This is a genomic window from Streptosporangium sp. NBC_01810 (assembly GCF_035917355.1).
In the GTDB taxonomy this organism is placed as follows: Bacteria; Actinomycetota; Actinomycetes; order Streptosporangiales; family Streptosporangiaceae; genus Streptosporangium.
Genome location: NZ_CP109070.1, coordinates 6,982,220 through 6,995,635, shown reverse-complemented (window position 1 = coordinate 6,995,635; position 13,416 = coordinate 6,982,220). Strand labels below are relative to the sequence as shown.

Genomic DNA, 13,416 nt, shown 5'->3' with positions numbered 1-13,416 from the left:
GGACAGTCTCCTTCCCCGCGGCCCGAAGCCCCTCAATCGGCACCGCTCGCCGTACCTTCCCCCACTCCTCAACGCCCTCCGGCTACGGCCGCGGCTCCGGCCCCGAGCGTGAACGGCGATTACTCGGGGATCGACCCCGCCAGGATGGACGACTTCGAGCGAGGGCTCGGCCGGGCGGAGGACGCGCTCAGCCGAAACGAGCCGCAGATCCACCGCACCTTGCAGCGGCTCGACCTGGACACCTCCGGGCTGGGCGCGCTGCGCGAGATGCGGAGCTGGATCGGAACCAGCCGTCCCGACCTGCGACGCCGCAACGAGACGATCCGCACCAAGCTCACCGAGTGGGGTGCCACCACCAAGGCCCCCAGCGGGCTGGCCGCCTTCGACGAGACGCTGTACGGCAAGGCCGGCCACAACCCGGACGTCTACGCGGCGACCTTCGGCCTCGGCAGGACCGCCGAGGACGGCAAGGTCGACGGGAAGCTGCTGACCGGACTGGAGAAGCGAGCCGGGGACGCGACGTTCGCCGCCGCGCTGATGAACGCGCTGGGCGCGGCGAGGTTCCGCGAGCTGATGGTCGAGACCGCGAAACGCAAGGACGACAAGAAGGCGGAGCGCCTACAGGCCGCCCTCGGAAAAACCCTGGGTACGGCGAACCCGCGACTGGGCGACGCCTGGTGGAAGGAACTCCTGTCCGATCTCGATACCGACCGGAAGGGGGGTTACGTCGGGTGGGAGAAGGGCTACGCCGCCACACTGGCCCTCAAGCACGGCACCTTCAGCACCGCCTTCCTCCTCGCCACCGCGAGGAAGATCGAGTCCGCCGATCGCGAGACGCCGCTGGATCCGCGTGTCATGGTGACCCTGCTGGAAGGGCTCAGCCGTGATCCCGCGGCGGCCCAGGACTTCTTCGCGGGCGACCCGACCATGCTGAAACGCTTCCTGACCGAACGGGGCCTGAGTGACGACGGCGTGGTCCTGGGCAAGGTACTGGAGGCCGCGACGCTCACCTTCCGCGATCACAACGGCTCACCGCAGAACCCGTCACGCGGCTTCCTGTCGGCCAAACTCGCCTCGGAGTTGGTCCACCTGGAAGCCGTACGGATCAAGGAGGGCTCCTCTGACTCCTCGGTGAACGCCGCCTCGATGGGACGCGTTTTGGCGGGCTACATCAGCGATATCAACCACGTCGCCCAGAAAGGTGACAACAGCATCGCAGCTGGGGTTCGAGGTGCCGACAGTCCCGGCACATCTGAGCCGGAACCTTGGGGTGCCCAGTTCAATAAGGGAGAGCTCCGTCAGGTGATGAAGGAGGCGTTCGCGGACCCCAAGGCATTTGCTCCTGTTCTGGCCGCTCAGACGGTGTTCACCGGCTGGCTCCTTGACTACGGTGCCGCTGAGATGGCTGCTGGGCACGGCGGTGAAACCCTCCTGAACAGTGCGAGACGGGCCGGAGCAGGCTTCGGAATGATCACTGATGCGGCGGGCCTGGCGAAGATCGAGGAAGGCAAGGATCTGGACGAGGCACAGCAACGCAACATGAAGTTACTCATGGCAGTGGTCAATACCGGCCTCATCGTCCCCCAGACGGGAGCCTGGCCGGTCATCGCCGATGTCACCGGGGCCTGGACCGGAATGATTGAGGACACCGCGAAAGGCAGCGCGGAGGACAACGCCCGCATTGATGCCAACGCCGCCGTCGACAGAACCCGGGGGCTTGTGCACGACCTTGCCGCCCAGGCCATGCTCAAAAACGGCCTTTTCGGTTCCGCTGAGCCCGCCGGCCGGAATCACCCCTGGGCCACGCTGGAGGGCCTGGAGAAGGGGGATGATCCCCGTGACAACCCCAACAACTTCCTCAAGGACGACGGCCGGACACTCATGACCAGGGACGAGATGATCGACAAAACGGCCACCAACACCACTGACCAGTATCGACGGGTGGAGGCCTACGATCGCTGGCTCTACGAGGGGCTGTCAGGAAAACCTTGGCGGGAGGCTGAGAGCCTCCTGGAACTGGGTTTCTCCGCAGGCTTCGACAAGTACGGATCATGACGAGAAAAGCGTTAGTCGCCATGACGGTATTGGCCTGTGCCATGGCTATCTCCACGGCTTGCCAGAGCGATGAGGTGGCGGTCGATCGCACTCCGTTGCCGACAGTGGCCGCACCCCCGTACCTCTGCGATCACATCCCATTGAAGGCGGTTGAGCTGATGACCGGGGTGCGCAATCCACTGGTCCGCGGCTACTTCGATTTCACGATTTCCGGAGGCCTCGGCGCTGGAGGCTGCGCGGTCTACCAGCGAGAGGGCGAGCGGTTGAAGGTGCTACAGGTTGATCTCACGCCGGGGGGAGATAAGGGAGACGTTGAGGAGATGCTCGGAGATGGCGCCACACCGCTGCCGGAGATCCTCCCCGGGGTCACCGGCTACTACTTCAGGCGGGCCAGCGGCGAGGACAACGCCGCGTTCTCCACGCTGGTGCGAGGTAAGGCAGAGATCAACATTCAGCTGGAGATCGGGGCCGAGGGGCGGGACAATGCCGCTGATGTGCTGGCGTTGATGAAGCTGATCGCGCCGAAGCTGCTCACCGACGCCAGCGCGCCGTCCGCGAAGACGGAGACCTCCCCCACCCCGAAGGACTGATCGGATCATGGCCAAGCTGGTGCCCAATCCGCTCCACGCGGCGTTGGGGGATGCCCTGCGGACGGTCGAGCCGCTGATCCAGGAGATCGAGAGCGGTATCGAGACCCCGTACCGGGACTTCCATGAGGGCAAGGTGTGGTCGGGGCCGACCGCCAAGCAGTTCGACGCCCAGCTCGTCCAGCACCGCACCCGGGTCCGGGGCGCGGGCGAGAAGATCATCTCTGACCTGCAGAGAACCCTGGCCATCACCCCCCGCCAGGTGAGCGAGGAGGAGGCCAAAATGATCAAACAACGGTACGGCCTCCCCTGACGAGGCCAGGACAGCTCCGGCGCTTCGCGCTCGCGGAGGCCCTGACCTCAAGGGTCCTCGGTACTGGTCTGAACTGCCTGAGCGACGACGAGGTCCCGGCCGCCCACTGACCATCGTGCCCGACTGTCCTGCGGCTGCCAAGGCTGCCCCGATTGGTCAAAGTTGCCAGAAACGGCGAGTTGCCAGAACTTGGCAACTCGCCGTTTCTGGCAACTCAGCATGGATTCCTGACACTTGCCATGTCACCCTCAACGTTCAAACGACTATCCCAGGAGGAGCAGATCTGCGACGTCGTAGCCGAAGGCTGCGAACTCCTGTGGGAGCAGTTCGGCTCTCCACGCGCCGCCAACGTGCAGATCCCCTTGTGTCAGGCTCAAGTGGGACAAACGGGGCACCCGTCGACCGAAACCCTGGCGGCGGCTGGAGCCTGGGAGCGGGCATCACCAGCCGTACCCTGCGGCACTACGACCGCGTCAGGCTCTTGGCCCCTTCCCGGGTGGGCGCGAACGGATACCGCTACTACGACCCCACCGCGGTCGCCCGGCTGCAGCGGATCCTGCTCATGCGCCGGCTCGGGATGGGCTTGCCGGCCATCGCCCAGGTCCTGGCGGGCGAGGTGGAAGCATGCGACGGGCTCCGCGCCCACATCGCCGCGCTGGAAGAGGAACGGAACCGCATCGAACGGCAGATCCGGTCTGTGCGTCACACGCTCGAGGCCTTGCGGGCGGGGACGGAACCGCGGATGGACGTCATGTTGGCGGGGTTCTCTGCTGGTCGACCCCTCCGAGGGGGAGGATTAATACATTCGCTCGCCCGGATGCGATGGCGCAGAGATCTGTACCGTCGCGCCGGACCAAGGGGAAATGCCGCTAAGCCAGTGGCCTTTCGCAGGGCAGGTGGCGGGTGTCGTGGGGGGCGGGGTCGGCGCGGAGACGTGCGGCGTCCTGGCCGGGTGGGGCGCCGAACAGGCGGCGGTATTCGCGGTTGAATTGCGATGGGCTGTCGTAGCCGACGAGATGTGCGACGCCGACGACATCTCCCGCACGGGCGACCAGCAACGAGCGGGCTTCCTGGAGGCGGATGCGTTTCTGGTACTGCAGAGGGCTCAGGGTCGTGATGGCGCGGAAGTGCCGGTGGAACGCGGACGGGCTCATTCCGGCCAACCGGGCGAGGCCGGAGATCCGGATGGGTTCGGCGTAGTTCTCGCGGATCCACTGGATCGCCCGGCTGACATGGGACAGGCTGCCGTCGGCCAGGCCGATCTGGCGGATCATGCCGCCGTGCGGGCCGGTGAGCAGCCGCCAGAGGATCTCGCGCTCGATCAGTGGGGCGAGCACCGGCGCGTCCGCGGGATGGTCGAGCAGCCGCAGCATCCGGGCCACGGCATCCAGCAGATCGGCGTCGGCCTCACCGGTCGCGATCGCGGGCTGATCGGCCGGAGTGCGGGACCATCGTCCGGCCGGGACCTCCAACAGGAGCTGGGCGAGAACGGTCGGGCGCAGCACCAACCCCATGGCCAGCGACGGGACGTGTGGGCTGGCATCGAGGAAGTGGCCGGTGACGGGCAGGCTGGCGGTGACCACGAGGCAGTGCCCCGCCCGGTACTCGAAGACCTGGTCGCCGAGCAGGATGCGTTTGCCGCCTTGAACCATGACGACCAGCAGCGGCTCGGTCAGCGAATAGTCCGGTGTCTCCGTTTCCATCTTCGACAACAACAGCCCCGCGATCGGCGTCGTCATGTCCGGTCGAGCATGGACCGCGATGATGCCGCGGCTCTCGTCCAGTAAGTCAAAAGTGGTGCGCACACCTCACGAAACCACCCCCGATGTCGCCAGGCAAGCATGATCCGGGCGAGGTCGAGAGGGCGGGCACGAGTCGGCACGCACCGATCCAGGCTCCGCCCTCCACCGTCCGCGACTCACTTCAGCGGATACTCCTCCAGTACGCGGTCGAGACGGATCGGGAGTGTCCGCCGGCGGAATCCGGTGGCGTGCCAGACGGCGTTGGCGATCGCGGCCGCGGTGCCGACGTTGCCGATCTCACCGGCACCCTTGATACCCAGGGGGATGCCAGGTTCGTAATCGGGCACGAAATCGGCTTCGATGTCGGGCACGTCGGCGTGCGCGGCGATGTGGTAGCCGGCGAAGTCCGCGTTGATGTGCCGGCCCGAGACCGGATCGCGGATGCCCTCTTCGTGCAACGCCATGGACAGCCCTCCGATCATTCCCCCGATGACCTGGCTACGCGCCATGAGTGGGTTGACCACCCGGCCCACCGCGAACATTCCGAGCAACCGCCGCACGCGCACTTCGCCGGTCGCCGGATCGACGGTCACTTCGGCGAATACGGCGCTGTAGGAATGTCGTTCCCTGGCCGGCAGATCGTTGAGCAGCTGTGTGGTGTCGACCGTGACGGTCACCGGTCGCGCCGGATCGCGCGGCTGGTCGCGCAACCGCGCCGCGGCCTCGGTGATCGCCCAGGCCCAGGACGTCGTCCCCCGGGATCCGCCCGCGCTCCATGCGGGACCGAGGTCGCTGTCCGAGATCCGGAGTCGTATCCCCTCGGTGCCGACCGCCAGCGCGTCGGCGGCGATCGCGGTCAGCGCGGTGCGTGCGCCGGTGCCGAGGTCGGTGGCGCCGATGGCCACGGTGAAGGTCCCGTCCGGCTCAGCGGTGATCGACGCCGATGAGGGAAACGCCCCGGCGCTGAAGGACGTGGCGGCCAGCCCGGTACCGACGAGCAGGCGCCCTTCCCGCCGCATCCGCGGCCGATGATCACGTGTGGCCCAGCCGAACCTGCGCGCGCCTTCACGCAGGCACGCGACCAGGTTGCGGCTGCTGAACGGCAGGCCGGATATGGGGCCGACGGTGGGCTCGTTGCGTAGCCGGAGTTCGAGCGGGTCGATGCCCAGCCGCTCCGCCAGCTCGTCCATGGCGGATTCGAGGGCGAACGAACCGGGTGCGGCACCGGGGCCGCGCATCGAGTACGGCGGCAGGATGTCGAGCGGAACCGCGGTGAGCCGGGTACGGATCGCGGATGCCGCGTAGAGCGTCTTGGTGAGTTCGGTGCAGCCCTCGATGTACTCCGCGAGCGGTGAGAGCTCGAACGCCGCCTCGTGGTGGATCGCCCGCAGGCGGCCATCGGCATCGGCGCCGATCCGAATCGATTGGTCGGTCTCCGGCCTCAGCGCGGTCGTCAGGAACACCTGGTCGCGGGTCAGTGTGACTCGCACGGGCCGCCTTGACCGCATTGTGGCCATCACGGCCAGTATCAGCTGCGGGCCGCACAGTCCCTTGGAGCCGAAACCCCCGCCGACGTGCTCGGTGCGGATGCGCACCTGCTCGAAACTCAGGGAGAACAGCGTGGCCAGGACGCTGGCGACATAGAAGGGCCCCTGGTTGGAGTCGATGGCCTGCAGGTGCTCTCCCTCCCACCACGCGGTCGCCGAGTGTGGCTCCATGGCGCTGCAGTGTTCCTCGGGCGTGCGGTACCGCTCGTCGACCACCACCGCGGACGCGGCCAGCTCCGCTTCCACGTCACCGATGTTCGCCGGCCCGTCGAAGAGCGCCAACGCTGGGCGGGCCGCCGGATGATCGGCGGAGAAATCCGTGTCGTGCGGCTGCTCTTCATAGGTCACCGGCAGCGCCTCGGCCGCCGCTTGGGCCTGCTCAAGCGTTTCCGCCACCACGAGTGCGACAGGCCGGCCGGCGTACGGGATCGCGTCGTCCTGCAACAGCCGCAGCCCACCGTCCGGGCCGAAGAAATGCCCGGCCGCCGGGTTGAGCCGGGGGGCGTTCCTGTGGTCGATCACGTCCAGCACCCCGGGCATGTCCCGGACGGCCGAGACGTCGATGTCGAGGATGCGCCCCCGGGACACGGTGGACAGGACGACCGAGCCAAAGGCCAGGTCCCGCACTGGCTCGTCGGCGGCGTAGCGCGCGCTGCCGGTGACCTTGGCCCGTCCTTCGATCCGGGGTCGTGCGATCCCGATGGCGCCTGTGGCCAGGCCGGCGACCCCGGCGCTGCCGGCAAGGCGGCCGTCCGTGGTCGTCACGTCCGGAAATTCACGTCCGGTGAACGCGGTCATGCGCGGATCTCCTCTCCTGCGGTCTGCCGGGTCATCACATGGCACGATCGGCGAGTTCGGTCAGGACGGCCACGATGAGATTGCGGGCCAGCGTCACCTTGTATCCGTTGCCGGGCAACGGTTCGGCGGTGGACAGTTCCGCGTCGGCGGCGGCCCGGAACCTGTCAGCGGTGGCGGGACCGTCCTGGAGAAATGCCTCGGCGGTCCGAGCGCGCCAGGGTCGCGACGCGACAGCGCCGAGCGCGATCCGCACGCTCCGCACCGATCCATGGTGAACGTCCAGATCGGCCGCGATGGACACGTTGGCGAAGGCGTAGGACGCACGCTCGCGGACCTTCCGGTACCGCGACCGCGGCGAGACCGCGGACTTCGGGAGGGCGACCGCTGTGATCAAGGCTCCCGGCGGCAACACCGTCTCCCGCTGCGGCGTGTCACCGACCGGCAGGTAGAACTCCGACAGCGGGATCTCACCGGCACCGTCGAGCGTCTCGTAGTGCACGACCGCGTCGAACGCGGCCATCGCCACCGCCATGTCCGAGGGATGGGTGGCCACACAGTGACGGGACCAGCCGAGGATGGCGTGGTTGTGGTGCTCCCCGGCGATCGCGGAACACCCGCTGCCGGAAACCCGCTTGTCGCACGCCTGCGAGGGGTCGGCGAAGTAGGCGCACCGGGTCCGCTGTAGCAGGTTGCCGCCCACCGTGGCCATGTTCCGCAGCTGGCCCGACGCGCCCGCCAGCACCGCCTGGCTCAACGCCGGATACCGGCGTCGCACCTCGGGATGGGCCGCGGCGTCGCTGTTGGTCGTCGTCGCACCGATGACCAGCCCACCGTCCGGCGCTTCGCGGACACCGTCAAGCGGAAGAAACCGCACGTCCACCAGCCGGGTGGGCGCCTCGACCCCGTCTTTCATCAGGTCGACGAGGTTCGTGCCGCCGCCGAGGTAGCGTGTGCCGTCGTCCTCGGCGGCCAGGGTGAGCGCATCACGGACCTCTGTCGCGCGCCGGTAGGCGAACGCCTTCACCCCGCCACCTCCTCGCGGGCGGCTGTCTCAAGGACCGCGCGCACGATCGACGGATACGCACCGCAGCGGCACAGATTGCCGCTCATCCGCTCGCACACCTCCGTCTCATCCAGTTCCGGTGCCGGGCCGTCCGGGGAGCCGTCGGCGGTGACGGCGCTCGGCCAGCCTGCCGCGTGCTCCGCCAGCATCCCGACAGCCGAGCAGATCTGCCCGGAAGTGCAGTACCCGCACTGGAAACCATCGAGCCGCACGAACGCCTGCTGTATCGGCCGCAGTTCACCGTCACCGGCGAGACCTTCAACGGTGGTGATCTCGGCGCCCTCGGCGGCGACCGCCGGCATCAGACAGGACACCACCCGTCTGCCATCGCGGAGTACGGTGCAGGCGCCGCATTGCCCATGGTCGCAGCCCTTTTTCGAGCCGGTGTGGCCGATCCCCTCCCGTAATGCGTCGAGCAGCGTCGTGCGGTTGTCAACGATCAATCGGTGGGTCACGTCGTTGACGCGGAGCGAAATCTCGTTATGGGTGTCGTCGGTCAATGTCTCGCCTTTCTCGCCACGCAGCGGACCCACGTGCGCACCGCCGGATGCCAGGGGGATACGGCTTTTGGATCCACCGTGGAAGTGGATGGCCGGCGACAAGCCATGTAAACAGTTCCGCGAAAGGGAGGGGGAGACCAAAACTCGCGAACTCTTGCACAATCCTGCTCGCGTCGGTGGCCGGCGCGCGAGGTCACGGAACCCCGAAGATCAGGCAGGTCCCCAGACACCCCGAGAACGGACACGTCAAGCTCAAACGCCTGGTCAGCCGTGGCATCCGCACCGAACACGAACCCGGGCCCCTCGTCCCGCCCCGACCGTCCCACAACGCATACGCGAGGTTCGAGGGTCTCTCCTGCCTGGAGGCGCCCAGCAGCGCTTGCGCATGGAGCACGAGATGCTGGACGCGATCCCCTGGCTGGATGAGATGCCAGTTCATGAGGCGCACCTTTTCCGGCGTTTGCCCATCCGGCTCACGAGCCGTACGAGCCGGGCATCTAGCATCTGCCTTGAGCTTTGGTACAGGTGTGGCGGTAGAGGTGCCGATGATCGTGTCTGACGGGAGCGTGGTCGGCCACCTCCCCCGCTGATAAGGAGATGGCTCGACCGCGCGAGGCCGCCGAGCAAGATCGTACGAGGAGTCGGCGCTGGCACTGATCGACGCCATCCAGAAAGCCCTGGCCGCGGCGCCTCCGGGACTCACCTCCGGCCGCCGCTAGTCGTCAGAGCCGGCGTCCTGTCGACAGGATCACGGTCCCGGCCGCCGGTTCGACACCGGGAACGCGTCGACGGCCATGTCGCCGCGGCGGCGCCTATGATCACGGCATGCCCGAAGCCATCCTCCGGCCGTCCGCGCGGATCCTGCTGGTCGATGACAAAGATCGGCTTCTGCTCTATCGCGGGCTGGGGCTGATGAAGAACCCCGGCTATGCCTGGTTCACTCCAGGCGGCGGCGTCAAGGAGAGCGAGCCGCTGAATCACGCCGCGGCTCGCGAGCTCCGCGAGGAGACCGGACACTCGGTACCGCCCGGAGAGTTCGAGCACGTCGTGGCCACCAGTTCGGGCCACTGGCGTCACGCCGACGGCCGGCTGTTCCTCTCCTTCGACTCCTTCTTCTTCCTCCGCATCCGGGAGCTCGAAGTCGACGTCTCCGGCATGGAAGATCAAGAACGGGCGATGCTCGACCGCTTCCACTGGTGGTCACTGCCCGAGCTTCGGAGCACCGCCGAGCAGGTCATCCCGCTCGGCCTGGCCGGGCTGATGGAACGTCTGCTCGCCGGCGACATCCCACGCGAGCCCGTCAACTTTCCCTGGCACCACCCCGACCCACCCGGCTAGAAACCCCCTCCGGAGATCCGCAGGACACTCGGCCGGATTGGCGTCGCTCCGACGGCCTCGCTCATTGACCGGCAAAAGGCATACGGAAACGCTGCTCCCGCCGGTAGACCCAACCTGCGACAAGGGCCCGCACCGACGATCGGATCGGGGTGAGCCCTCGCGTCGCGTCAGTCGCCGTAACCGCCGAGGGGGATGTTGATTTGCTCGTTGCCGTCGGGACCGTCGTCGTTCGACGGGGGCGGCGCGGGCCGGCAGCTCTGGCCGCAGCCGCCGAACCGGGCCGAGTTGATCGGGGTGAACGACGTCGGCTCGACGTTCCGCAGCGCCGCCAGCATCGTGTCCTTCCAGATCGGGCCCGGGATGCTGGCGCCGAAGACCGAGCCGTAGTAGCGTCCGCCGATCGTGACGCCGTTCAGCTTGTACTTCTGCGCGCCGCGCGGGTCGCCGATGCTGACCGCGCCGGCCAGGTCCGGGGTGAACCCGGCGAACCAGGCGGTGGCGGAGCTGTCGGTGGTGCCGGTCTTGCCCGCCGCGTCGCGGCCGATGCCGCCGACGGCACGCATCGTGCCCTTGGTGAACACCCCGGACAGCACGTCCGCCGCCGCGTCGGCCACCTCGGGGTCGAGCGCCTGGCGGCACTTGGGCTCATACTCGGTGACCTTGCCGTCGCGGTCGGTGATCTGGGTGATCACCATCGGCGCGCAGTACTTGCCGCGCGCGCCGATCGTGGCGTACGCGTTCGCCACGGTCACCGGGTCCATCTCGTTGGTGCCGAGCGTGAACGTCTCGTACTCCTGGAGCGCGAGCCCGTCGGAGCGGCGGATACCCAGCGACTTGGCGGTCTTGACCGTGTCACAGAGCCCGACGCGCTGCTCCAGCACCATGAAGAAGGTGTTCACCGAGCCCCAGGTGCCGGTCTGCAGGGTTCGCCAGCCGGGGCTGCCCTCGTCGTTGGTCACGGTGTGGGTCGGGTCACCGATGTTCTCGCCCTTGCAGTTCTTGAACGACGAATAGCCCGGGGCCGTGTAACCGGCGCCGACGCTGAAGCCGTCGTTGACCTTCATACCCTTGTTCAGCGCGGTGAGCAGCGTGAACGTCTTGAAGGTCGAGCCGGCCTGGAAGCCGACGCCACCGCCGTGCGTGGCGTCCGCGACGACGTTGTAGGACATCTCGTTCCTGGCCTTGTTCTGGCCGTACGCCCGGCTGGCCGCCATGGCCTTGATCGCCCCGGTGCCCGGCTGGACCAGGGCCTCGGCCGCCACCGGGTTGTCGGAGGGGTTGACCCACTTCCTGATCGCCCGGTCCGCCGCCGCCTGCATGGTCGGGTCGATGGTGGTCCTGATCGTCAGACCGCCACGGTTGAGGAACGCCACGCGTGCCTTGGCCGTCTTCCCGAAGTCAGGATTTTTCAGGATCTCGTTGCGGACGTAGACGCAGAAGTACGGATAGTCGCCGGCCTCGCAGCCGCCGGGTAGCTTCGTACCCTTGTAGCCGAGCCTGGTGGCCTTCGCCTCAGCCGCCTCGGCCGTGGTGATCTTGCCCAGCTCGGCCATCCGGTTCAGCACCACGTTGCGCCGGTTCAGCAGCCGCTCACGCTGCTTCGCCCCCAGGTTGGGGTCGGTGGCGTTGGGGTCCTGCACGGCACCGGCCAGTGTCGCCGCCTGCGGCAGGGTGAGCTCGGCCGCCGTGACACCGAAGAACCGCTTGGCCGCCGCCTCGACGCCATAGGCACCCGCGCCGAAGTAGGCGATGTTCAGGTACTTCTCCAGGATCTCGTCCTTGGAGTACTTCTGCTCCACCGCCATCGCATGGCGCAGCTCATTGAGCTTGCGCGCGTAGCTGGCCTCCAGCGCCTTGTCCTTCTCCGCGTCGGTCTCGGCGGAGTTGAGCAGCACCTGCTTGACGTACTGCTGGGTGATGCTGGAGCCGCCCTGGCTCACCCCGTCCGCCTGGAGGTTCTTGGCGAACGCGCGGATCGTGCCCTCGATGTCGATCGCACCGTGCTCGTAGAACCGGTAGTCCTCGATCGAGACGATCGCGGTCTTCATGACCTCGGCCACCTGGTCGAGCTTGACGACCTCGCGGTACTCCTCGTAGAACCGTGCGATCTCCCTGCCCCTGGCGTCCTGCACAACGGTGACCTCCGCCGGCGGAGGCTCGACGAGCTCCTCGGGGTTGAGGTTCAGCTGGTTGGTCGCCGACACGATGCCGAGCCCCGCACCCCCCACGGCCGGTAGTGCGATCCCCGCGACCAGCACACCCGCCGCCGTCCCCACGGCGGCAAGACGCATGATCTTCGACGCGGTCCCCGACTGATCCTTACCCCGTTCCGACATAAGCGTAGATTCTAAGCTTTAACCCTGTTCTGTGCACATAAAGCGCTTTCTGCCACATAGCGCACAGCGCCGGTTATCTCCGGAGAGCTCTGGATCACCCGTGAACAGACAGCCTAATGGACCCCGCCGAGGCCGTGGACGAGGAGCGCAAGCCGGCTGCAAGCGGGCTGCACACAATGGCTGGCATGAAAGCCTCCCTCACCGGACGCCTCAGTGTGCCCCTCCGGCTTGCCGCCGGCGCGACCCTCGTGTTCCTGACCATCACCGGATGCGGTGCCGGCGTTGACACGCTCCGGAACGATCAGCCCGTTCCGGAGCGCGTGACCAGCACGGCGACCGCCGAGACCACCCAACCCACGGAGAACAGCGAGCCGGCCGAGACCAAGACCGAGACGGGCGACCCGGCCCAGGCCCAGACGGCTGTGCAGCCGGGTGGGACCCTCGTCGACGGCGGCACCGTCGCGGCCGAGCTCACCCGCGCCGGGCAGCGGGACAAGTTCACCCTGGACCTGGGCGACAGCAGGGAGTTCTACGTCACCGACATGACCGGCGACGACATCCAGCTCCAGGTGTTCTCCGAGGTCGACGGCCAGCCGGTCAGCCCGTCCGGCATCGCTCTCAGCTGGGGCACGTCGGTCGTCAAGCTGACCAAGGCGGGCAGGCACCGGCTGGAGGTCTTCGGGAACACGAACGTCATCGGGCCGTACAGTCTCAGGATCGCGACGGTGAAGGTCCGCACCTTCCCGGCGACGATCGGCCTGCAGATCGGCGGGGGCAGCCCGGACGGCGCGGGGCGGCTGGACGTCCCAGGACGCATCGACCGCTTCGAGTTCGACGCGGACGGCGCGTCGGCCATCAAGATCCTCGGTGGGACCGGGGCGTGCACGGCCATCGAGCTGGAGCTCACAGATGCCGCGGAGAAGAACGTCGCCGGTCCACGGCAACCCGTCCCACTCTGCGGATACGAGTTCGACATCCCGCTCTCCAACGGAGACGGCAGGTATGCGCTCGTGGTCAGATCGGGTACGGCGAAGACCGGGGCCTATTCGTTCCAGATCGCGCGGGCGGGTTGAGCATCGACCGGGCGTCTGTGCCGGTCCTGCATCACACGCCCATTCCGGAAGACGCCAAGAACAC

At 67.7% G+C, this 13,416-nt stretch carries 11 protein-coding genes; 6 read left to right on the top strand and 5 right to left on the bottom strand.

The window, feature by feature from the left end; genetic code table 11:
* Window positions 1-108: 108 nt before the first annotated feature.
* The 4 genes from OIE13_RS31610 to OIE13_RS31595 all read left to right on the top strand — a co-directional run bounded on the left by OIE13_RS31610 (window position 109) and on the right by OIE13_RS31595 (window position 3,943).
* Window positions 109-2,055, top strand: a complete 1,947-nt coding sequence (locus OIE13_RS31610; RefSeq protein WP_326829139.1) for a hypothetical protein — start codon at window positions 109-111, stop codon at window positions 2,053-2,055.
* Entirely contained in the window at window positions 2,052-2,645 is a 594-nt protein-coding gene (locus tag OIE13_RS31605) for a hypothetical protein (RefSeq protein ID WP_326829138.1), read from the top strand. Before OIE13_RS31610 ends, OIE13_RS31605 begins: the two co-directional genes overlap by 4 nt.
* 7 nt (window positions 2,646-2,652) lie before the next feature.
* Entirely contained in the window at window positions 2,653-2,955 is a 303-nt protein-coding gene (locus OIE13_RS31600) for a hypothetical protein (RefSeq protein WP_326829137.1), read from the top strand.
* Window positions 2,956-3,070: 115 nt separating this feature from the next.
* Window positions 3,071-3,943, top strand: coding sequence for a MerR family transcriptional regulator (locus tag OIE13_RS31595; RefSeq protein ID WP_326829136.1), 873 nt, complete (start codon window positions 3,071-3,073; stop codon window positions 3,941-3,943).
* Here OIE13_RS31595 and OIE13_RS31590 read toward each other — a convergent pair.
* The 4 genes from OIE13_RS31590 to OIE13_RS31575 form a co-directional block, all read right to left on the bottom strand.
* Window positions 3,825-4,694 carry an AraC family transcriptional regulator gene (locus tag OIE13_RS31590; protein ID WP_326829135.1) on the bottom strand — a complete coding sequence of 290 codons (870 nt, stop codon included), beginning with the start codon at window positions 4,692-4,694 and terminating at the stop codon, window positions 3,825-3,827. The genes OIE13_RS31595 and OIE13_RS31590 overlap by 119 nt on opposite strands.
* A 179-nt stretch (window positions 4,695-4,873) precedes the next feature.
* Window positions 4,874-7,042 carry a xanthine dehydrogenase family protein molybdopterin-binding subunit gene (locus OIE13_RS31585; protein WP_326829134.1) on the bottom strand — a complete coding sequence of 723 codons (2,169 nt, stop codon included), beginning with the start codon at window positions 7,040-7,042 and terminating at the stop codon, window positions 4,874-4,876.
* A gap of 34 nt (window positions 7,043-7,076) precedes the next feature.
* Window positions 7,077-8,066, bottom strand: coding sequence for an FAD binding domain-containing protein (locus OIE13_RS31580; RefSeq protein WP_326829133.1), 990 nt, complete (start codon window positions 8,064-8,066; stop codon window positions 7,077-7,079).
* Window positions 8,063-8,605, bottom strand: a complete 543-nt coding sequence (locus OIE13_RS31575; protein WP_326829132.1) for a (2Fe-2S)-binding protein — start codon at window positions 8,603-8,605, stop codon at window positions 8,063-8,065. The genes OIE13_RS31580 and OIE13_RS31575 overlap by 4 nt, the downstream gene beginning before the upstream one ends.
* An 825-nt stretch (window positions 8,606-9,430) precedes the next feature.
* Here OIE13_RS31575 and OIE13_RS31570 point away from each other — a divergent pair.
* Window positions 9,431-9,943, top strand: a complete 513-nt coding sequence (locus tag OIE13_RS31570; RefSeq protein WP_326829131.1) for an NUDIX domain-containing protein — start codon at window positions 9,431-9,433, stop codon at window positions 9,941-9,943.
* Between the two features lie 167 nt (window positions 9,944-10,110).
* On the opposite strand, the gene OIE13_RS31565 is transcribed toward OIE13_RS31570, so the two are convergent.
* Window positions 10,111-12,279, bottom strand: a complete 2,169-nt coding sequence (locus tag OIE13_RS31565; protein ID WP_326829130.1) for a transglycosylase domain-containing protein — start codon at window positions 12,277-12,279, stop codon at window positions 10,111-10,113.
* A 185-nt stretch (window positions 12,280-12,464) separates the two neighbouring features.
* Between OIE13_RS31565 and OIE13_RS31560 the strand changes: the two genes are divergently transcribed.
* Entirely contained in the window at window positions 12,465-13,352 is an 888-nt protein-coding gene (locus tag OIE13_RS31560; RefSeq protein WP_326829129.1) for a hypothetical protein, read from the top strand.
* The last annotated feature ends 64 nt before the right edge of the window (window positions 13,353-13,416 follow it).

Coding starts and splice junctions, on each gene's coding strand:
- OIE13_RS31585 (WP_326829134.1), bottom strand. CDS start 7,042: ATGACCGCGTTCACCGGACGTGAATTTCCGGACGTGACGACCACGGAC.
- OIE13_RS31605 (WP_326829138.1), top strand. CDS start 2,052: ATGACGAGAAAAGCGTTAGTCGCCATGACGGTATTGGCCTGTGCCATG.
- OIE13_RS31600 (WP_326829137.1), top strand. CDS start 2,653: ATGGCCAAGCTGGTGCCCAATCCGCTCCACGCGGCGTTGGGGGATGCC.
- OIE13_RS31590 (WP_326829135.1), bottom strand. CDS start 4,694: ATGACGACGCCGATCGCGGGGCTGTTGTTGTCGAAGATGGAAACGGAG.
- OIE13_RS31570 (WP_326829131.1), top strand. CDS start 9,431: ATGCCCGAAGCCATCCTCCGGCCGTCCGCGCGGATCCTGCTGGTCGAT.
- OIE13_RS31560 (WP_326829129.1), top strand. CDS start 12,465: ATGAAAGCCTCCCTCACCGGACGCCTCAGTGTGCCCCTCCGGCTTGCC.
- OIE13_RS31565 (WP_326829130.1), bottom strand. CDS start 12,279: ATGTCGGAACGGGGTAAGGATCAGTCGGGGACCGCGTCGAAGATCATG.